This is a genomic window from Amycolatopsis sp. NPDC049688, from assembly GCF_040674975.1.
In the GTDB taxonomy this organism is placed as follows: Bacteria; Actinomycetota; Actinomycetes; order Mycobacteriales; family Pseudonocardiaceae; genus Amycolatopsis.
In genome coordinates, this window is record NZ_JBFANY010000005.1 from 66,893 (window position 1) to 85,677 (window position 18,785).

General features: G+C 71.6%; 19 protein-coding genes. 12 read left to right on the top strand and 7 right to left on the bottom strand.

Annotated features, from left to right (window positions below; genetic code table 11):
* The first annotated feature begins 79 nt into the window (after positions 1–79).
* The 5 genes from rpe to AB0J55_RS19295 all read left to right on the top strand — a co-directional run bounded on the left by rpe (position 80) and on the right by AB0J55_RS19295 (position 3,729).
* Entirely contained in the window at positions 80–751 is a 672-nt protein-coding gene (gene rpe, locus AB0J55_RS19275; RefSeq protein ID WP_364250770.1) for a ribulose-phosphate 3-epimerase, read from the top strand.
* 80 nt (positions 752–831) lie between these two features.
* Entirely contained in the window at positions 832–1,461 is a 630-nt protein-coding gene (locus AB0J55_RS19280; RefSeq protein ID WP_364249746.1) for a riboflavin synthase, read from the top strand.
* Positions 1,458–2,786, top strand: a complete 1,329-nt coding sequence (locus AB0J55_RS19285; protein ID WP_364249749.1) for a bifunctional 3,4-dihydroxy-2-butanone-4-phosphate synthase/GTP cyclohydrolase II — start codon at positions 1,458–1,460, stop codon at positions 2,784–2,786. The genes AB0J55_RS19280 and AB0J55_RS19285 overlap by 4 nt, the downstream gene beginning before the upstream one ends.
* Entirely contained in the window at positions 2,783–3,289 is a 507-nt protein-coding gene (gene ribH, locus AB0J55_RS19290) for a 6,7-dimethyl-8-ribityllumazine synthase (protein ID WP_364249752.1), read from the top strand. Before AB0J55_RS19285 ends, ribH begins: the two co-directional genes overlap by 4 nt.
* Positions 3,286–3,729, top strand: a complete 444-nt coding sequence (locus tag AB0J55_RS19295; RefSeq protein WP_191314254.1) for a PH domain-containing protein — start codon at positions 3,286–3,288, stop codon at positions 3,727–3,729. The genes ribH and AB0J55_RS19295 overlap by 4 nt, the downstream gene beginning before the upstream one ends.
* 17 nt (positions 3,730–3,746) lie before the next feature.
* Here AB0J55_RS19295 and AB0J55_RS19300 read toward each other — a convergent pair whose 3' ends face one another.
* Both AB0J55_RS19300 and AB0J55_RS19305 read right to left on the bottom strand, forming a co-directional pair.
* Entirely contained in the window at positions 3,747–4,523 is a 777-nt protein-coding gene (locus AB0J55_RS19300) for an exodeoxyribonuclease III (RefSeq protein ID WP_364249755.1), read from the bottom strand.
* A gap of 64 nt (positions 4,524–4,587) precedes the next feature.
* Positions 4,588–5,310 carry a trypsin-like serine protease gene (locus AB0J55_RS19305; RefSeq protein WP_364249758.1) on the bottom strand — a complete coding sequence of 241 codons (723 nt, stop codon included), beginning with the start codon at positions 5,308–5,310 and terminating at the stop codon, positions 4,588–4,590.
* Between the two features lie 163 nt (positions 5,311–5,473).
* Here AB0J55_RS19305 and uvrC point away from each other — a divergent pair, with 163 nt between their 5' ends.
* The 4 genes from uvrC to whiA are packed head-to-tail and all read left to right on the top strand — an operon-like array spanning position 5,474 to position 10,309.
* Positions 5,474–7,429, top strand: coding sequence for an excinuclease ABC subunit UvrC (gene uvrC / locus AB0J55_RS19310; protein WP_364249761.1), 1,956 nt, complete (start codon positions 5,474–5,476; stop codon positions 7,427–7,429).
* A gap of 42 nt (positions 7,430–7,471) precedes the next feature.
* Positions 7,472–8,329, top strand: a complete 858-nt coding sequence (rapZ, locus tag AB0J55_RS19315; RefSeq protein ID WP_003101350.1) for an RNase adapter RapZ — start codon at positions 7,472–7,474, stop codon at positions 8,327–8,329.
* Between the two features lies 1 nt (position 8,330).
* The gene (yvcK, locus tag AB0J55_RS19320; RefSeq protein WP_364249764.1) at positions 8,331–9,317 is read left to right on the top strand and encodes a uridine diphosphate-N-acetylglucosamine-binding protein YvcK; all 987 of its coding nucleotides are present in this window, start codon (positions 8,331–8,333) and stop codon (positions 9,315–9,317) included.
* On the top strand, positions 9,317–10,309 hold the full coding sequence (gene whiA / locus AB0J55_RS19325; RefSeq protein WP_043788299.1) for a DNA-binding protein WhiA: 993 nt from the start codon (positions 9,317–9,319) through the stop codon (positions 10,307–10,309). Before yvcK ends, whiA begins: the two co-directional genes overlap by 1 nt.
* Here the strand turns inward: whiA and AB0J55_RS19330 are convergent.
* Entirely contained in the window at positions 10,275–11,141 is an 867-nt protein-coding gene (locus AB0J55_RS19330) for a hypothetical protein (RefSeq protein WP_364249767.1), read from the bottom strand. The two genes, whiA and AB0J55_RS19330, sit on opposite strands and share 35 nt — an antisense overlap.
* A 161-nt stretch (positions 11,142–11,302) precedes the next feature.
* Between AB0J55_RS19330 and AB0J55_RS19335 the strand changes: the two genes are divergently transcribed.
* The gene (locus AB0J55_RS19335; protein WP_364249770.1) at positions 11,303–12,262 is read left to right on the top strand and encodes a glucosyl-3-phosphoglycerate synthase; all 960 of its coding nucleotides are present in this window, start codon (positions 11,303–11,305) and stop codon (positions 12,260–12,262) included.
* A 1-nt stretch (position 12,263) separates the two neighbouring features.
* Here the strand turns inward: AB0J55_RS19335 and AB0J55_RS19340 are convergent, their stop codons facing one another.
* Positions 12,264–13,124: a sterol desaturase family protein gene (locus AB0J55_RS19340; RefSeq protein WP_364249773.1), complete on the bottom strand. Its 861-nt coding sequence runs from the start codon at positions 13,122–13,124 to the stop codon at positions 12,264–12,266.
* Positions 13,125–13,193: 69 nt separating this feature from the next.
* On the opposite strand from AB0J55_RS19340, the gene AB0J55_RS19345 reads away from it, so the two are divergent.
* Together AB0J55_RS19345 and AB0J55_RS19350 are read left to right on the top strand one after the other, a co-directional pair.
* Positions 13,194–13,802: a TetR/AcrR family transcriptional regulator gene (locus AB0J55_RS19345; protein ID WP_364249776.1), complete on the top strand. Its 609-nt coding sequence runs from the start codon at positions 13,194–13,196 to the stop codon at positions 13,800–13,802.
* Between the two features lie 182 nt (positions 13,803–13,984).
* On the top strand, positions 13,985–14,353 hold the full coding sequence (locus AB0J55_RS19350; RefSeq protein ID WP_004560651.1) for a hypothetical protein: 369 nt from the start codon (positions 13,985–13,987) through the stop codon (positions 14,351–14,353).
* A gap of 48 nt (positions 14,354–14,401) precedes the next feature.
* On the opposite strand, the gene AB0J55_RS19355 is transcribed toward AB0J55_RS19350, so the two are convergent.
* From AB0J55_RS19355 to AB0J55_RS19365, 3 genes are all read right to left on the bottom strand, one after another.
* Positions 14,402–16,966, bottom strand: coding sequence for a PQQ-dependent sugar dehydrogenase (locus AB0J55_RS19355; RefSeq protein WP_364249780.1), 2,565 nt, complete (start codon positions 16,964–16,966; stop codon positions 14,402–14,404).
* 464 nt (positions 16,967–17,430) lie between these two features.
* Positions 17,431–18,264, bottom strand: coding sequence for a coproporphyrinogen III oxidase (locus AB0J55_RS19360; RefSeq protein WP_364249783.1), 834 nt, complete (start codon positions 18,262–18,264; stop codon positions 17,431–17,433).
* Positions 18,265–18,303: 39 nt separating this feature from the next.
* Complete coding sequence (locus tag AB0J55_RS19365; RefSeq protein ID WP_364249786.1) at positions 18,304–18,741, bottom strand: PPOX class F420-dependent oxidoreductase; 438 nt, start codon at positions 18,739–18,741, stop codon at positions 18,304–18,306.
* Positions 18,742–18,785 lie beyond the last annotated feature (44 nt).

Here is an 18,785-nt window from a genome sequence, read left to right on the forward strand (position 1 = left end):
CCGGAGCCAGATCCTGGTCACAACCGGTTAGCAGGCGTTAGCGCCGTCCTCCTACACTCGGAACGTGGCAGACCGACCTTTGATCGCACCCAGCATCCTCGCGGCGGACTTCGCCCGGCTCGGCGACGAGATCGCCGCCGTCGCCGGTGACGGGGAGGCCCGAGCCGACTGGGTCCACGTCGACGTCATGGACGCGCACTTCGTGCCGAACCTGACCCTCGGCCTGCCCGTGGCCAAGGCCCTGATCGACAGCACCGACCTGCCGATCGACTGCCACCTGATGATCGACGACCCGGACCGCTGGGCGATCGGATACGCCGAGGCCGGCGCCTACAACGTCACCGTGCACGCCGAGGCCGCCAAGGACCCGGTCGCGCTGGCGAAGAACCTGCGCGGCGCGGGCGCCAAGGCCGGCCTGTCGATCAAGCCGGGCACCGCGCTGGAGCCGTGGCTCGACGCGCTCAAGCACTACGACACGCTGCTGGTCATGTCGGTCGAGCCGGGCTTCGGCGGGCAGTCGTTCATCCCGGACGTCCTGGAGAAGGTCCGCACCGCGCGGCGGCTGGTCGACACCGGGCACCTGACGCTGGTCGTCGAGATCGACGGCGGCATCAACGCCGACACCATCGAGCAGGCCGCCGAAGCGGGCGTCGACTGCTTCGTCGCCGGATCCGCCGTCTACGGGGCGGCCGACCCGGGCAAGGCGGTCGCCGCGCTGCGCGAACAGGCGGCCCGGGGCCGGGCCGGCTGACGCTCGCGGCGGCACCGGAGAAGCCACCGGGCCGCGGCGGGTGTTGGATGGAAGGACCGGCTCACTAGGAGGCAGCGCACGTGTTCACCGGCATAGTCGAGGAGATCGGCGAAGTCACCGCCGTCGAGCAGCTGACCAACGCGGCCCGGCTGCGCGTCCGCGGCCCGCTGGTCACCAGCGACGCCGGGCACGGCGACTCGATCGCGGTCAGCGGGGTGTGCCTGACCGTCGTCGAGGTGGCCGGCGGCGAGTTCACCGTCGACGTCGTCGACGAGACGCTGCAGCGCTCGAGCCTGGCCAAGGTCGCGACCGGCGACCGGGTCAACCTCGAGCGCGCGACGCCGGCGGGCGGCCGGCTCGGCGGGCACATCATGCAGGGCCACGTCGACGGGACCGGCGTGTTCCTCGGCCGCGACGAAAACGGCGTCACGACGTTCGGGCTGCCGGCGCACCTGTCCCGGTACGTGGTCGAGAAGGGCTCCATCGCGGTCGACGGCGTTTCGCTGACGGTCGCGGCGATCGGCGACGACCGGTTCTCGGTGGCGCTGATCCCGACCACGCTCGAAGCGACCACCCTCGGCCGCCGGGAAGCGGGCGACCTGGTCAACCTCGAGGTCGACGTGGTCGCGAAGTACGTGGAAAAACTGGCCGAGGCCCACATCCGCGACCAGGTGCACAATCGGGACGGCGGCACGGAGGAGCGGTCATGAGTGAGACGAGTGCGCCCACGCCCGAGGCGGGCTGGACCCCGTGCGGCACCGGCGCGGTGTTCGACGCCGACGCCATCGAGCGGGCGATCGCGGACATCGCGGCGGGCCGCCCGGTCGTCGTGGTCGACGACGAGGACCGCGAGAACGAGGGCGACCTGATCTTCGCCGCCGAGAAGGCGACGCCGGAGCTGCTGGCCTTCATGGTCCGCTACACCTCGGGGTACGTCTGCGTGGCGCTGACCGAGTCCGAAGCGGACCGGCTGGACCTGCCGCCGATGTACCACACCAACCAGGACGCGCGCGGGACCGCGTACAGCGTCACGGTCGACGCCGCCGAGGGCATCAGCACCGGCATCTCCGCGGCCGACCGCGCGCACACGATCCGGCTGCTGGCCGACCCGGCGTCGACCGCGAAGGACTTCCGCCGCCCCGGCCACGTCGTGCCGCTGCGCGCGAAGGAGGGCGGCGTGCTGCGCCGGCCCGGGCACACCGAGGCGTCGGTCGACCTGGCCCGGATGGCCGGGCTCGCGCCGGCGGGCGTGCTCTGCGAGATCGTGTCGCAGAAGGACGAAGGCGACATGGCGCGCCGCGACGAGCTCGAGGTGTTCGCCGCCGACCACGACCTGGCGATCATCACCATCGCCGACCTGATCGCCTACCGCCGCCGCACCGAGAAGCAGGTCGAGCGGGTGGCCGAGGCCCGGATCCCGCTGGCCGCGGGCACGTTCCGCGCGGTCGGCTACGACTCGCTGCTGGACGGTATCGAGCACGTCGCGTTCGTCTACGGCGAGATCGGCGACGGCCAGGACATCCTGGTCCGCGTGCACTCCGAGTGCCTGACCGGCGACGTCTTCGGCTCGCTGCGCTGCGACTGCGGCCCGCAGCTGGAGGCGGCGCTGGAAGCGGTGGCCACCGAGGGCCGCGGCGTCGTGCTCTACATCCGCGGCCACGAAGGCCGCGGCATCGGCCTGCTGCACAAGCTGCAGGCCTACCAGCTGCAGGACGACGGCGCGGACACCGTCGACGCGAACCTCGCGCTCGGCGTCCCGGCCGACGCCCGCGACTACGGCACCGGCGCGCAGATCCTCTGCGACCTCGGCGTTCGCACCATGCGGCTGCTGTCGAACAACCCGGCCAAGCGGATCGGCCTGGAGGGCTACGGCCTGCGCGTCACCGGCCGGGTGCCGCTGCCGATCTCGCCGAACCCGGAGAACCTGCGCTACCTGCGGACCAAGCGCGACCGGATGGGCCACGACCTGGCCCAGCTGGAGCACTACGACCAGGTCGGCGCGGGCACCGAGCACGCGGATGGAGGAGCACAGTGAGCGGCGTGGGCCGTCCCGACGTCAAACTGGACCTTTCCGACTGCAAGTCGCTGAAGCTCGGCATCGTCGCCACCCGCTGGAACGCGGACATCACCGACGTCCTGCTGGAGCGGGCGCTGGTGGCGGCGAAGGAAGCGGAGCTGGAGGAGGAGCCGACGGTCGTCCACGTCGCGGGCGCGGTCGAGCTCCCGGTGGTGGCGCAGGCGCTGGCCCGCAACCACGACGCGGTGGTCGCGCTCGGCGTGGTCATCCGCGGCGGCACCCCGCACTTCGAGTACGTGTGCGACGCGGTGACGGCGGGCCTGACCCGGGTCGCCCTGGACGAGAGCACGCCGGTCGGCAACGGCGTCCTGACGTGCGACACGCACGAGCAGGCGGTCGACCGGTCGGGCCGTCCGGGGTCGAAGGAGGACAAGGGCTACGAGGCGACGGTGGCGGCCCTGGACTCCGCGCACGTGCTGCGGAGCCTGCGCCAGCCGTGGACCGAGCGGGGTTTCCAGTGAGCGTCGCGACTTCGCTGGTGATCCGCCCCCGCCGGGCGATGATCATGTGCAGCGTGCTGGCGGTGGCGCTGCTCGCGGTGTTCGTCGTGGTGGCGGTCCTGCTGCGCAACGGCGACACCGGCGTCCGCTTCCAGCGCTCCGACCAGGCGGCGATGGTGGGTATCGGCATCCTGCTGGCGTGCGGCGTGATGCTGTTCGCGATCGCGCGGGTGCGGGCCGATGCCGAGGGCATCGAGGTGCGGAACGTGCTGATCACCCGCCGGTTCGCGTGGAGCGAGGTGCTGTCGGTGAGCTTCCCGGACGGGGCGTCGTGGGCGCGGCTGGAGCTGCCGGACGACGAGTACCACGCGGTGATGGCGGTGCAGGCGGTGGACCGGGACCGGGCGGTGGAGGCGGTGCGGGCGCTGCGGAAGCTGCACCGCGCAGCCACCGGCGGCTGACCGGAGCTTCGGGCGGGTCAGAGGTTCAGGTCGACCACGATCGGCGCGTGGTCCGAAGGCCCCTTCCCCTTCCGCGCATTCCGGTCCACATAGGAATCCGTCACCGCGGAGGTGAAAGCCTCGTTCCCGTACACCAGGTCGATCCGCATGCCCTTGTTGTTCGGGAAGTTCCCGGCCCGGTAGTCCCAGTACGTGAACGGGTGGTCGTACTTCAGCGGCCGCGGGAAGACGTCCGACAGCCCGAGGTCCCGCAGGCGGGCCAGGGCGTCGCGCTCCGGCTTCGTCACGTGCGTCGACTCCGCGAACAGGGCGATGTCCCAGACGTCCGCGTCCGTCGGGGCCACGTTGAAGTCGCCCAGCACCGCGAACGGCCCGGCCGAAATCTCCGAAGCCACCAGCGAGTGCAGGGACGAAAGCCACTCCAGCTTGTACGCGTAGTGCGGGTTGTCCGGCTCGCGCCCGTTCGGCACGTACACCGACCACACCCGCACCCCACCGCAGGTCGCGCCCACCGCGCGCGCTTCGGCAGCGCCTTCGAACGAAGGCTCGCCCGGCAGCCCGCGCACCACGTCGGTCAGCCCCACCCGCGACAGGATCCCGACGCCGTTCCAGCGCCCGAGCCCGTACGCCGCCACCTCGTACCCGAGCGCCTCGACCTCGGCCAGCGGGAACTTCTCCGTCGTGGTCTTCAGCTCCTGCAGGCACAGCACGTCCGGCGCCGTCTCCTCCAGGAAACCCAGCACCCGCGGCAGGCGGGGGACGATCGAGTTCACGTTCCAGGTGGCGATCCGCATGCCCGCGAGCATCCCACACACAGGCGACAAAACCGGGGCGGCGCCGGAGCGCCGCCCCGGGACGTCACACGCCCGCGGTCGTCCGGATCCAGGACCGGCTCGCCGCCACGCTCGCGTAGTTGTTCGTGCCGCGCGTGTTCGAGCCGCTCTGGTTCTGGACCGTCGACGCGACGCCGACCTGGACGCCGTTCGCGACCTCCGGCCCGCCCGAGTCGCCCTTCCACGCCGAGCCGTTGATGCCGACGCTCTGGATCGCGCGGCCGCCGTAGGCGTCCGTGGACCGGCCGGTCACCTGGACGTTCGCCGTCTTCAGCGACGTCGCCGGCGGGCCGGTCGGGGTGGTGCGGCCCCAGCCGTAGATCTGGTTGGTGCTGCCGGTCGCCGGGTCCGAGCTGCCCAGGGAGATCGGCGCGGTGCTCGTCGCCGAGGCCAGGTGCAGGAGCGCGATGTCGCCGTTCGGGGACTCGTACTCGTTGTCGACGGCGATCTTCGTGCCCGAGAGCAGCGTGTTGCTGCCGACCCGGACGTACATGCCCGAGCCGTCGGAGTCGAGGCAGTGCACCGCGGTCAGCACCCAGCGGCTGGCGATGACCGTGCCGGAGCAGTTGAAGCCCTGGTAGTCGCGGCCGGGCGTGTTCACGTACACCTGGGCGCCCCAGGAGACCGTGGGGGCAGTGCTGCCGCCGACGATGTTCGGCTGGACGCCCGCGGTGGCGACCGCGCCGCCCGCGAGGGTGAGGGCGACGGCGGCCGCGGAGACGGCGCCGAGGGAGCGGAGGAAGCTCACGACGGTGATCCTTTCGGTGGGGGACCGGATCGCCGTCGGAAAGTAACCACCGGGTCACCCACGCGGACACCGACGAAGGTCGGAAGCCGGTGATCACCCTACTTCCGGCGGGCCCGAACGGGGGCGTGCGAGAACTGTCGGTGGTGCCAAATACGCTGGGGGGGTGGCTGACCCGACCACCTACCGTCCCTCGCCGGGGAGCATCCCGGATGCCCCTGGCGTGTACAAGTTCCGCGACGCGACCAAGCGGGTCATCTACGTCGGCAAGGCGAAGAGCCTCCGCAGCAGGCTGAACTCCTACTTCGCCGACCTCTCCGGCCTGCACCCGCGCACCCGCCAGATGGTCACCACGGCCGCGAGCGTCGAATGGACCGTCGTCACCACCGAGGTCGAGGCGCTCCAGCTCGAGTACAACTGGATCAAGGAGTTCGACCCCCGGTTCAACGTCCGCTACCGCGACGACAAGAGCTACCCCGTGCTCGCGGTGACGCTGAACGAGGAGTTCCCGCGGCTGCACGTCTACCGCGGCGCCCGCAAGAAGGGCGTCCGGTACTTCGGCCCGTACGCGCACGCGTGGGCCATCCGCGAGACGCTCGACCTGCTGCTGCGCGTCTTCCCGGCGCGCACGTGCTCGGCCGGGGTGTTCCGGCGGCACGGCCAGATCGGCCGGCCCTGCCTGCTCGGCTACATCGACAAGTGCTCGGCGCCGTGCGTGGGCCGCGTCTCGGCCGACGAGCACCGCGACATCGTCGAGGACTTCTGCGACTTCCTGGCCGGCAAGACCGACGTCATGATCAAGCGCCTCGAAGCCGAGATGGCGGCGGCGTCCGAGGAGCTGGAGTTCGAGCGCGCGGCCCGGCTGCGCGACGACCTCGGCGCGCTGCGCCGCGCCATGGAGAAGCAGGCCGTGGTGCTCGGCGACGGCACGGACGCCGACGTCGTCGCGTTCGCCCACGACGAGCTCGAAGCCGCCGTCCAGGTCTTCCACGTGCGCGGCGGCCGGGTCCGCGGCCAGCGCGGCTGGGTCATCGACAAGGCCGAGGAGATGGACGTCCCGGCGCTGGTCGACCACTTCCTCACCCAGTTCTACGGCGACGAGGCCGAGCTCGACGCCCGCGACGACGTCGACGCCGGCCCGGTCGTGCCGCGCGAGGTCCTGGTGCCCGAGCTGCCCGCCGACGCGGACGCGGTGGCGGAGTGGCTCACCGGGCTGCGCGGGTCGCGCGTCCAGCTGCGGGTGCCGCAGCGCGGTGACAAGAAGGCGCTGGCCGAGACCGTCCAGCGCAACGCCGGGGAGGCGTTCACCCAGCACAAGCTGCGCCGCGCCGGCGACCTCACGGCCCGCTCGGCGGCACTCACCGAGCTGCAGGAGTTCCTCGGGCTCGACACCGCGCCGCTGCGCATCGAGTGCATCGACATCAGCCACATCCAGGGCAGCGACGTCGTGGCGTCGCTCGTCGTCTTCGAGGACGGCCTCGCGCGCAAGTCCGAATACCGGCGCTTCGCGCTGCGGGAGGCGGCCACGGAGGGCGACGTCGCTTCGATCGCGGAGGTCGTCCGGCGCCGGTTCTACCGGTACCTCAAGGAAACCTCGGAGGAGTCGAGCACACCCGGGCTCGACCCGGAGACCGGCCGGCCGAAGAAGTTCGCCTACCCCCCGAACCTGCTGGTCGTCGACGGCGCGGGCCCGCAGGCCACCGCGGCCGCGGACGTGCTGGCCGAGCTCGGCATCATCGACATCTCCGTGGTCGGCCTGGCCAAGCGGCTGGAGGAGGTCTGGCTGCCCGCCGATCCCGATCCGGTGATCCTGCCCCGGACGTCGGAGGCGCTGTACCTGCTGCAGCGGCTGCGCGACGAGGCCCACCGCTTCGCCATCGCCTACCACCGCGAGAAGCGCTCCAAGCGGCTGATCACGTCCGAATTGGACAGTGTGCCCGGGCTGGGGCAGGCTCGCCGCACCGCGCTGATCAAGCACTTCGGCTCGGTGAAGAAGCTCAAGCAGGCCAGGGTCGAAGAGATCGAGGCGGTGCCCGGCTTCGGCAGGCGCACCGCGGAGGCCGTGGTCGCCGCGCTGGCCGGGGAGTCCGGCGCGAGCAACGGCACAGGAGCAGGGGAGTAAGGGAAGACAGTGAGTGCGCAAGAAGAGATCCGCGGGTCCGGCATGGAGGTCGCGGTCGTGTCCGGGCTCTCCGGCGCCGGCCGCAGCACCGCGGCCAAGTGCCTGGAGGACCTGGGCTGGTTCGTCGTCGACAACCTGCCCCCGGAGCTGATCGCCACCATGGTCGAGCTGGGCGCGCAGGCGCGCGGCGCGATCACGAAGGTGGCGGTGGTCATGGACGTGCGCTCGCGCGCGTTCACCGACGACCTGGCCTCGGTCATCAAGGACCTCGACGCCCGCGGCTACAAGCCGCGCGTGCTGTTCCTGGAGGCGACCGACGCGGTGTTGGTGCGCCGCTTCGAGGCCGTCCGCCGGGGCCACCCGATGCAGGGCGACGGCCGGCTCGCCGACGGCATCACGGCGGAGCGGACGCTGCTGGAGCCGCTGCGCGAAGAAGCCGACCTGGTGCTCGACACGTCGTCGCTTTCGGTCCACGACCTGCGGGCCAAGATCGAGGACGCGTTCGGCTCCGAGGCGAGCACCCAGACCCGGGTCACCGTGCTGTCCTTCGGCTACAAGTACGGCCTGCCGATGGACGCCGACCTGGTGATGGACGTCCGGTTCCTGCCGAACCCGTTCTGGATCCCGGAGCTGCGCGAACACACGGGCCTCGACGGTGAGGTCCGCAACTACGTCCTCTCGCAGGAGGGCGCCGAGGAGTTCCTCGACCGCTACCACCAGCTGCTGCGGCTGATCGGCGCCGGCTACAAGCGCGAGGGCAAGCGGTACCTGACGCTCGCCGTCGGCTGCACCGGCGGCAAGCACCGCAGCGTGGCGCTGTCCGTCGAACTCGCCCAGCGTCTGTCCAAAGAGGACGGTATGGCCGTGAAGGTGGTGCACCGCGACCTTGGTCGTGAATAACGTGCGCGCGGTCGCCCTCGGGGGCGGCCACGGGCTGCACGCCACGTTGTCCGCGGTGCGGCGGGTGACCCCCGACGTCACCGCGGTCGTGACCGTGGCCGACGACGGCGGATCGTCCGGCCGGCTGCGGCGCGAACTCGGCCTGCTGCCGCCCGGCGACCTGCGGCAGGCGTTCGCCGCCTTCGCCGCGGAAGACGGCGGCACGCTGTGGGCCGAGGTCTTCCAGCACCGCTTCGGCGGCGACGGCGCCCTGGCCGGCCACGCGGTGGGAAACCTGCTGCTGGCCGGGCTCTTCGAGGTGCTCGGCGACCCGGTGGCCGCGCTCGACGAAGCCTGCCGGCTGATGGGCGTCTCGGGCCGCGTGCTGCCGATGTCGCCGGAGCCCCTGGAGATCGAGGGCCAGGTCAGCGGCCTGGACAGCGAGGATCCGGCGGCGCTGCGCACGATCCGCGGCCAGGTCGCGGTGGCCACCACCCCCGGTCAGGTGCGCCGGGTCAGCCTGCGCTCGCCGGGCCGGGCCGGGCGCCCGCCGCTGGCGTGCGACGAGGCTGTCGAAGCGGTGCTGAACGCCGACGTCGTCTTCCTCGGGCCGGGTTCGTGGTTCACCAGCGTGCTGCCGCACCTGCTCGTGCCCGGGCTGCGTGACGCGCTGGTGCGGACGGCCGCGACGAAGGTGCTCGTGCTCAACCTTGTCCCCCAGCCGGGGGAAACCGCGGGATTCTCCCCGGAGCGCCACCTCGACGTACTCTTCGAGCACGCGCCCGATCTGCGGGTCGACGCGGTGATCGCGGACCGCGATTCCGTGCCCGACCCGGCGAATCTCCGCCGCGCGGCGGAACGGCTGGGCGGCCGGGCACACCTGGGGGCGGTGGCCGACCCCGAAGTGCCGGGACGGCATGATCCTGATGCGCTCGCGTTGTGCATGCGGGAGGCTCTCGGTCTCGGCGGGGAGCACGGGGGAGGAGCGAAAGGCAGGGAGGGGCAGTAATGGCGATGACCGCCGCGGTGAAGGACGAGCTGAGCCGGCTGGAGATCACGAAGATCGGGCCGCGCCGGGCGGAGGTCGCGTCGCTGCTTCGCTTCGCCGGCGGCCTGCACATCGTGGCCGGCCGGGTGGTCGTGGAGGCGGAGCTGGACACGGGCTCGGTCGCGCGACGGCTGCGCAAGGAGATCCACGAGCTGTACGGCCACCATTCGGACGTCCACGTGATCACCGCCAGCGGCGGGCTGCGCAAGGGCACCCGGTACGTGGTGCGCGTGGTCAAGGACGGCGAGGGCCTGGCCCGTCAGACCGGGCTGATCGACCAGCGCGGCCGCCCGGTGCGCGGGCTGCCCGCGGCCGTGGTGTCCGGGGGCGTGGCCGACGCGGAAGCGGCGTGGCGGGGCGCGTTCCTCGCGCACGGATCCCTGACCGAGCCGGGCCGTTCGTCGTCGCTCGAGGTGACGTGCCCGGGCCCGGAAGCCGCCTTGGCTTTGGTGGGGGCCGCCCGCCGGATGGGCATCCAGGCGAAGTCCCGCGAGGTCCGGGGAGCGGACCGGGTGGTGGTCCGCGACGGCGACGCGATCGGCGCGCTGCTGACCCGCCTGGGCGCGCACGCGAGCGTCCTGCAGTGGGAAGAGCGCCGGATGCGCCGCGAGGTCCGCGCGACGGCGAACCGCCTGGCCAACTTCGACGACGCGAACCTCCGCCGCTCGGCGCGCGCGGCGGTGGCGGCGGCGGCCCGGGTGGAGCGAGCGCTGGAGATCCTGGGCGACACGGCCCCGGACCACCTCCTGGCGGCGGGCCGGCTCCGGTTGTCCAACCGCCAGGCGTCCCTGGAGGAACTGGGCCAGCTGTCGGACCCGCAGATGACGAAGGACGCGGTGGCCGGCCGCATCCGGCGGTTGCTGGCGATGGCGGACAAGCGGGCCAAGGACCTGAACATCCCGGACACCGAGTCCGCGGTCACGCCGGAGATGCTGGAAGAGGAAGACGCCTGACGAGGTCCCGCAGCCACGGCTCGGCGATCGCGGGTTCCCGGGTCAGCCCGCGGACGAGCCGCTTCCGCACCGCGGGGGAGCGGCCGGCTTCGACGATCGCCACGGCTTCGGCCAGCGCCCGGCGGGTGGGGTCGTCGTGTGCGGGTGAGCGGACGTCTTCGTCGGCCCACATGTCACGGCGGAACGACCGGGTGAGCTTCGGCTGGTGGTCGGCGAGGTAGCTCAGCACCGCGGGCTCGACCGAGACGTTCCGGATCGAGCCAGGGGGCAGGTCCCGCACCCACTCGGCGTGCTGGTGCCACCGGTGGGTCTTCGGGCTGGTCGGCCGGCGCCAGGTCAGGCCCACGATCCGGATCCGCCGCCGGATGGCGGGCCAGTCCGCTCGTTCGTCGGCGGCCCAGTCGCGCAGGATCTCCAGCAGGTGCCCGAAAGTGCCACCCGAGGACACGACGTCGGCGAAGGTGATGGGCCGCGAGCCACGGGCGAGTTCGTCCGGGGCGAGGCCGTGGGCGGCCAGGTTCGCCCGCAGCTGCGCCACCTCCGCCGGGTGGAGCGGGCCCAGCAGCGGGTGGTCGATCCACCCGGTGGACAGGGGCAGCAGGTGCAGCCGGCCCGGGTCCGGGAGCGCCCCGCCGAGGAGGTCGAACACGGAGTCCGCGGACCGGCCGACGAAGTACAGTTCGCCGTCCCCCGACCGCGCGAGGACCTTCGCGGCGCAGTCGACCAGGTCGTCGAGGAACCACAGGTCCGGCTCGGGGACGCCGTCGAGCAGGGAGCCGAGGTGGTCGGGGCGCACGAGGTCCCAGCGGAACGGCCGGACGGCTTCGAACACGGTGATCCCCCTCGGTTCACCGGAAGCCTAGGCGTGGGGCCGGGCCGCCGTCAGCCGGTTTAACGCGGCCCGCCATCTCGTAACACCCCGGTAGCACCCCGGCGCCGTCGCCGAAACGCGGCACCTCGAACCTCGGAAGGGAACGAGGGAAGGGGAAGCGCATGCTGCAGGTTTCGCCGGAAATCGGCACCTGGCTCACCCGGCGCAGCCGCCGGGCCGGGGACTGGACGACCGGGGACCTCGTCGCGGCCAAACGCGGGACCACGGTGTCCGTGGTCATCCCGGCCCGGAACGAGGAAGCCACCGTCGGCGCGATCGTCACGGCGATCCGCGAAGGGCTGTACGGCGTGCTCGTCGACGAGATCCTCGTCGTCGACAGCCACTCCACCGACGCCACCGCCGAGGTGGCCGCCGCCGCGGGGGCGGATGTCGTCGCGCAGGACGCCGTCTTCCCCGCGCTCGACGGCCTGGCGGGCAAGGGCGAAGCGCTGTGGAAGGGCGTCGCGGCCACGAGCGGCGACCTGGTCGTCTTCGTCGACGGTGACCTCCACGACTTCACCACGGACTACGTCACCGGGCTGCTCGGCCCGCTGCTCACGGACCCGTCGGTCGCCTACGTCAAGGGTTTCTACCACCGCCCCCTCGGCGCGGAAGCCGACGGCGGCGGCCGGGTCACCGAGCTGGTCGCCCGCCCGCTGCTCAACATGTTCTGGCCGGAGCTGGCCGGCTTCGTCCAGCCACTGGCCGGCGAGTACGCGGGCCGCCGCGAGGTGCTGGAGAGCATCCCGTTCGTCGCGAACTACGGCGTCGAGATCGGGCACCTGATCGACCTGCTGGAACTGCGCGGCCTCGACGCCCTCGCCCAGGTCGACCTCGGCCACCGCGTGCACCGCCACCAGAGCACGCAGGCACTGGGCCGGATGTCGGGCCAGATCATGCAGACGCTGTTCGACCGCCTGGAGCGTTACGGCCGCCTGGTGACGGCTGTCCCGCCGGCGACGCTGCTCGCCCAGTTCCGGCGCGGGACCTCGGACGGCTTGGACCGCGAACTGGTGCTGACCGATCTGACGTCGCCGGAACGCCCGCCCCTGAAGAGCCTCCGGTTGCGGGACATCGCCTAACTCAGGCGGCCACGTGTCCGGGCTGCCAGCCGGGTGGCCCGAACACGTACCCCGCCCGCTCCCGCCACGTCCGGGCGCCGCGCAGGTCGCGCAGGATCGAGCCGTACTCGTGGAACCCCACGCGCAGCAGGTTGTACGTGCCGATGTTCTTCGTCAGCCCGTACGTCGGCCGCCGGCCCTCCGGGACGAAACTGCCGAACAGGCGATCCCAGACGATCAGGATCCCGCCGTAGTTCGCGTCCAGGTACTCCGCGTCGCTGCCGTGGTGGACGCGGTGGTGTGACGGGGTGTTGAACACGTACTCGAACCAGCGTGGCAGCTTGCCGACCTTCTCGGTGTGCACGAAGAACTGGTAGACCAGGTCGATCGACAGCCCGGTCAGGATCATCCACGGCGGGATGCCGCACAGTGCCAGCACCGACCAGAACGGCAGCTGGAAGTACGGCGTCCATTTCTGGCGCAGCGCCGTCGAGAAGTTGTAGTGCTCGCTCGAGTGGTGCACCTGGTGCCCGGCCCACAGCAGCCGCACGCGGTGGCTGGCCCGGTGGTAGGCGTAGAACACCAGTTCCTGGCCGAGCAGCATGAGCACCCACGTCCACCAGTCGCGCGGGTCGAACTGCACCGGCGCCAGCTCGAACAGCGCCGCGAACACCACCAGCATCACCAGCCGGAACAGCGCGTTCACGCCGACCGCCACTGTGCCCATCAGCATGCTCGTGCGGGTGTCGGCGACGCTGTAGCCGACCACGTTGTCGTCGTGGCCGAGCACGTGCACGGCGACGATCTCGATCGTCACGAACAGCAGGAACACCGGCACCGCGAACAGCACGGGGTCGCGCAGGTGCGCCAGGAACTCGGCCACGCCGCCTCCTTCGTCTGACCGGACGGTAACTTACCCTAGGGTCACTTTACGCACGGTAGGCTCTCCCCCGTGACGGAGTCAAGGCCGGTCGGGACCAAGGGGATGCCCCGCGAAGAGCGCGAGGCCCAGCTCGTCGTGGCCGGCACCGAGGAGTTCGGCCGGTCCGGGTACGCGGGCGCGTCGATGGTCGAAATCGCCCGCCGGGTCGGGGTCACCAAGCCGCTGCTGTACCAGTACTTCGGCTCGAAGGACGGGCTTTACCTGGCCTGCCTGCACCGCGCCGGCGGCCGGCTCACCGAGGGCGTCGCGACGACCATGGCGGCCGGCGGCGAGCCCGACCAGATGCCGCTGAAGGTCCTCGCCGCGATCTTCACGACGTTCGACCACGACCGCTACGCGTGGCGCCTCCTGCGCGACCCGACGGTGCCGGCGACCGGGGACATCGCCGCCGCGGCCGCGGACTACCGGCGGCGCCTCGACGCCTTCGCGGTGCTGGGCGCGACGCAGCTGCTGACCTCACGCGGCTTGGCCGACCCGGTCGACATCGAGGCCGTCGCGCAGGTCTGGACGGGCGTGGTCGACTCGCTGATCAGCTGGTGGATCGATCGCCCGGACGAGGACGCCGGGGCGATGACGGCCCGCTGCGCCCGGATCATGGGCGGCCTGTTCGGCTGGTGAGGACCGGTCCGGTGTCCATTGTGGACTTCGCCGGTCGTGGGGCGGAGATGTCGGCGGTTTCGCCCGGTTTGTTCGTTCCGGTGACACGCAGAGTGGTCGTCGCAGATTCGTTCCCCGAACGGCGTAGCGAAATCGGCCCGGTTCGCGATTAATCAGGGAAGCCGTTCGTCGAGAGGTGTCCCATGCCCGAACCAGCCGCATCCGTCCCGGCCGATCCCCGGCTCGCCGCGCGGTTCACCGAGGATCTGCTCGACGGCTGCCGGGTCCTGGCGAAGGATTACGGGTACCGGCCGGCCCAGTTCGAACGCATGGTGCGCGAGCACGGCGGCGTCGAGGCGGCGCGGCTGCTGCTGCGCGGGGCCGGCACCGCGGGCGGGTTCACCGTGCTCTGGGAGAAGAACCAGCTCGGCCGCAGCTCCGAGGCGGTCATGCTCCGCGAGGAGTACGCCGAGCTGTTCACCCCCGACGAGCTCCTGCTGGCCCGCCGCCGCCTGGAGGAACACGGCTTCGACGTCGACGCCCACCTGCGCCGGGTGGCGGGAACGCAGTGAGGGCGGCAGGGGTGACCGGCGCCGCTCCGGTCACCCCTGCCGCGGCTTTCAGGCGGCTGCGCTGGACTTGCCGCGCAGCACGACGTTCGCCGTCGACGCGCCCTTGATCGCCGTTTCGATCTGGGCCATCGTCGAGGACGACGTCAGGCCGGGGACCGTGGCGGTGTTCAGGGCGTAGAGCGTGAACGTGTACGGGTGGCTCGAACCGCCCGGGCAGGGGCCGAAGAACTTCTGCGCGTTCGCGCCGCTGCCCATCGCCTTCTGCTTCGCGCCACCCTGGTCCGGCACGGTGTACCCCGCCCCGAGGCCTTCCGGCAGCGACTTCGTGGCCGCCGGGATGTCCCAGATCGCCCAGTGCAGCTTGTTGCCGCTGTTGGCGACGTCGGCGAACACGATGGCGTAGCCCTTGGCGCCGTCGGAGGCACCCCACGCGAGCGGCGGCGACGGGTCCTGGCCCGCCGTGCCGTCCCCGGCGCAGGTGTACTTGTCCGGGATGGTCGCGTTATCGGCGAAGGCGGAGCTGGTCAGCTTGAACCCGCTCGGCGTGCCGCCGCCGGGGAACTTCAGCCGCACGATCACGTTGTCCAGCACCGACGGCGTGCCGCCGTTCTTGTCGTTGTTCGTCGAGGTCAGCCAGAGCCCGCCGTCCGGGGTCTTCGTGACCGAGCGCAGCCGGCCCCAGCGGCCGGAGAACAGCGTCGACACCGTGCCGACACCCGTGCCCGCGGCGTTGATCTGGGTCGCGAAGAGCTGCTCGCCGGTGACGCCGGCGATGTAGATCCAGTCGTTGACGATCTCCAGCCCGCTCGGCCCGGCCTGCGACGTCGACCAAGTCTTCTTCGGGGCGATGTAGCCGCTGCAGCTGCCCTGCGTGCCTTCGCAGCTCGGCCAGCCGAAGTTGCCGCCCTTCTGGATCAGGTTGAGCTCGTCCTGGCTGCTTTCGCCGAACTCCGCCGCCCAGAGCTGACCGCGGGAGTCCCAAGCCAGGCCCTGCGGGTTGCGGTGGCCGTAGCTCCAGACGTACCGGGCGTTGCCGCCGGTGGCGTAGAACGGGTTGTCACTCGGCGCCGAGCCGTCGGGGTTGAGCCGCAGGATCTTCCCGTTCAGCGAGCTCTTGTTCTGCGCGTTGTCGCTGTTCTTGGCGTCGCCGACGGTGGCGTACAGCTTGCCGTCCGGGCCGAACTTGATCCGGCCGCCGTTGTGGTAGCGGTTCTTCGCGATCCCGGTGAGCACCGGCGTCGACGTCGACGACAGCGTGCTGCCGTCGTAGGTCATCTTCACGATCCGGTTGTCCCCGGACGCGGTGTGGTAGAGGTAGATCGCGTGGTCACTCGACCAGTTCGGCGAGATCGCCAGGCCGAGGAGGCCGCCTTCGCCGTTCGTGCCGACCGCGCCCGGCACCTTGCCCAGCGTGGTCTTCTGGCCGGACGGCGTCACGAGCAGGATCTCGAACCGGTCCCGCTCGGTCACCAGCGCGTTGCCGTTCGGCAGGAAGTCCACCGACCAGCCGAGGTCGACCTTCGCGATGTCCCGGTCGTACTCCGGGATGCCCCCGGCGCCGCCCGGCGCGCTGGTCTTCGCCGTGACGGCGTTGCTGGCGGCGGAGGTGTTGCCGTCGGGGTCGCGGGCCTTGACGGTGAAGGTGTACGAGGTGTTCGGGTTCAGGTCGGTGACCGTCGTGCTCAGGGACGTCGTGGTCGCGACCTTCGTGGCGCCCTGGTAGACGTCGTACCCGGCGATGGTCCCGCCGTTGTCGGTGGAGGCGTTCCACGCCAGGGAGACGCTGTTCGCGGTGACGCCGGTGGTGCGCAGGTTGCCGGGCACGCTGGGCGGCGTGGTGTCGTTGCTCGGCGGCGTCGTGAAGGTGACGACGTTGCTCTGCTGCGACGGGTTCCCGGCCGCGTCGAACGCGCCGACGGAGATGTCGTAGGCGGTGTTCGGGGTCAGGTTGTCCACCGTCGCGCTCGTGGTGTTGCCGTCGACGGTCTTGAGGGTGTTGCCCCCGCGGTTGATCTCGTAGCGGACGACGCCGACGTTGTCCGTCGCGGCGGTCCAGGTGAAGATGGCCGCGGTGGGCAGGATGTTGCTGGCCTTGAGGTTCGACGGCGCCGACGGCGGTTCGGAGTCCACCGGCGCGGTGAAGGTGTCGGTGAGCTTGTCGGCGTTCGGGCCGCCGTTGGCGGTGGTCGCGGTGGTGCGGACCTTGTTGACGCCGGCGGTCAGCTGGACGGTCGCGGTGACGGTCTTCCAGGTGGTCCACGCGCCGGTGCCGGGGAAGTCGACGGTGCCCTTGTCACCGCCGTCGACGGTCAGCTTCACCGGCCGGTTGTCGGTGGTTCCGTTGGCGTAGCGGAAGGTCAGCGTGTGGGTGCCCGCCTGGGCGGCGTTCACGGAGTATTCGACGTAGCTGCCGACGACGTTGTCGAAGTTGACGAAGCCGGTGCCGCTGTAGCCGGCGTGGTTCGATTCGACCGCGCCCTGGGAGATGGTGGCGTTCTCGGCCTCGTAGTCGGTATCGGCGGCGAAAGCGCTTACCGGACTGACGACGGTGAAGCCGAGCGCCGCAACGGCGGTACCGGCCAGTACCGCGCGCCACGGTGGACGGGGTGCCACTGGGAGCCTCCTGCGTTGTCGGGGGACAGGGGGTGACCGGGGCGGAATGGTCGGCGGACCACCGGGGTGATAGTTAGGAAAGTTTCCTATCTATGGGACAGATCACACACCCTGGGAGCGGGCCCTGTCAATAGTCCACGGGACGGCTCACCCGGCGTGCCAAGGGTTTCCCGCTCAGCGGGGCGGCTGCGAGCAGCCGGGGCCGTTGGCGAGGGGCGGCTGGCTCCGCCGGTCCCGAGCGGCCGGACCCGCCGGCGCTAGCGGCTCATCGGAGGCCGCTGGGATGGCGAACCGGCCCGAGCCTGCCGGGGCGGCGAAGCAGCCCGAGCCTGCCGGGGCGGCGAACCAGCCCGAGCCCGCCGGGGCGGCGAACCAGCCCGAGCCCGCCGGGGCGGCGAACCAGCCCGAGCCCGCCGGGGCGGCGAACCAGCCCGAGCCCGCCGGGGCGCCCCCCGTTTTCGACTCTACCGGTGGGCACCGACAGTTTCGGCCGCCCAGTCGCGCGGAACGAGGAACGACGCCAGTTCCGCCTCCGCGCTCCCCGGCTCGGGCGTGAACTCCGCCTCCCACCGCGCCAGCGGCGGCAGCGCCATCAGGATCGCTTCCGCATCAGCCGGCGCCGCGGCCGCCGCGTCGTGGACGAGGGTGAACTCCACGTACCGGCCGCGGCGGTAGAGCTGCCACTGCCGCTCGCGTTCGCCGTACGGCACGTCCTTCCGCCGCCGCACGATGGGAAAGTACGCCGGGGCGATCGTCGCGATGCCCGCCGCGATGAAGGCGGCCGTGCGCCGCCAGCCGTCGGGGCCGGGGAGGCGCAGGTGGTCGAAGGCGATGCCGCCGATTCCGCGGGCCTCGTTGCGGTGCGGGAGCCGGAAGCGGTCGTCGCAAGCCCGTTTCGCCTGCGCGTGGAAGGCCGGGTCGAGCGTGTCGCAGTGGCTCTTCAGGGCGCGGTGGAAGTGCGTTGCGTCCGCGGCGAAGCCGTAGCAGGGGAGGAGGTCCACGCTGCCGCCGAACCACCACGCGTCCGCCGTTTCGCGGTAGCGGAAGTGCGCCTGGAACGCCGGGACGTACGGGTTGCGCGGGTGGAGCACCACCCACAGGCCGGCCGCGAAGAACTCGTCCGAGAAGGCCGCGCTCACGACGGCGCGTTCGAAGACGTCCCCGTTCTCCAGCCGCCGCGTGCGGCCCGACCGGCCGAAGCGTGCGCCGCCGTCGAGCCGTTCCAGCTCGGCCACCAGCTCACGCTGTCCCGCGCTGACGATCGCCCTGGCGGCGTCGCGTCTGTCCCCTGAAGGCATACCCCCACCCCCAGGGGGCAGATTACCAGCGAAACGGGGTCAGCCGGCGATGTCGGCCCGCGCGATCACCTTGGTGATCTTCGCCCGGACGAGGGATTCCTCGGGGACGGCGTTGCGCTTGCCGTACGCCTCGGCCTGCTCGGCACCCATGTACCGGCCGCCCAGCCTGGTCGCCCAGGTCAGCATGTCGTCCAGGTCGTGGGTGAGCCGCGCCTCGGCGGTGAACTGGACGTAGGAGAACGGCGGCTTCTGGTCGTCGACGGCCAGGGAGATCCGCCCGTCTCGGGCGATGGCCTTGCCCTTGAGCGTCTCGGTGCCGGTGGTGAAGATCAGCTCGTCGCCGTCCGGGCCCTCGTTCAGCAGGAACCAGATCGGGGTGACGATCGGGGAGCCGTCCTTCCTGACCAGGCCCAACATGCCGGTCCGGGTGCCTTCGGAGGCGAACTTCCACCACTCTTCACGGCTCATTTCACGCATGAGGAGGACGTTAGCCCGTCACCCGGGCGTGCGCAGAGGGTGGC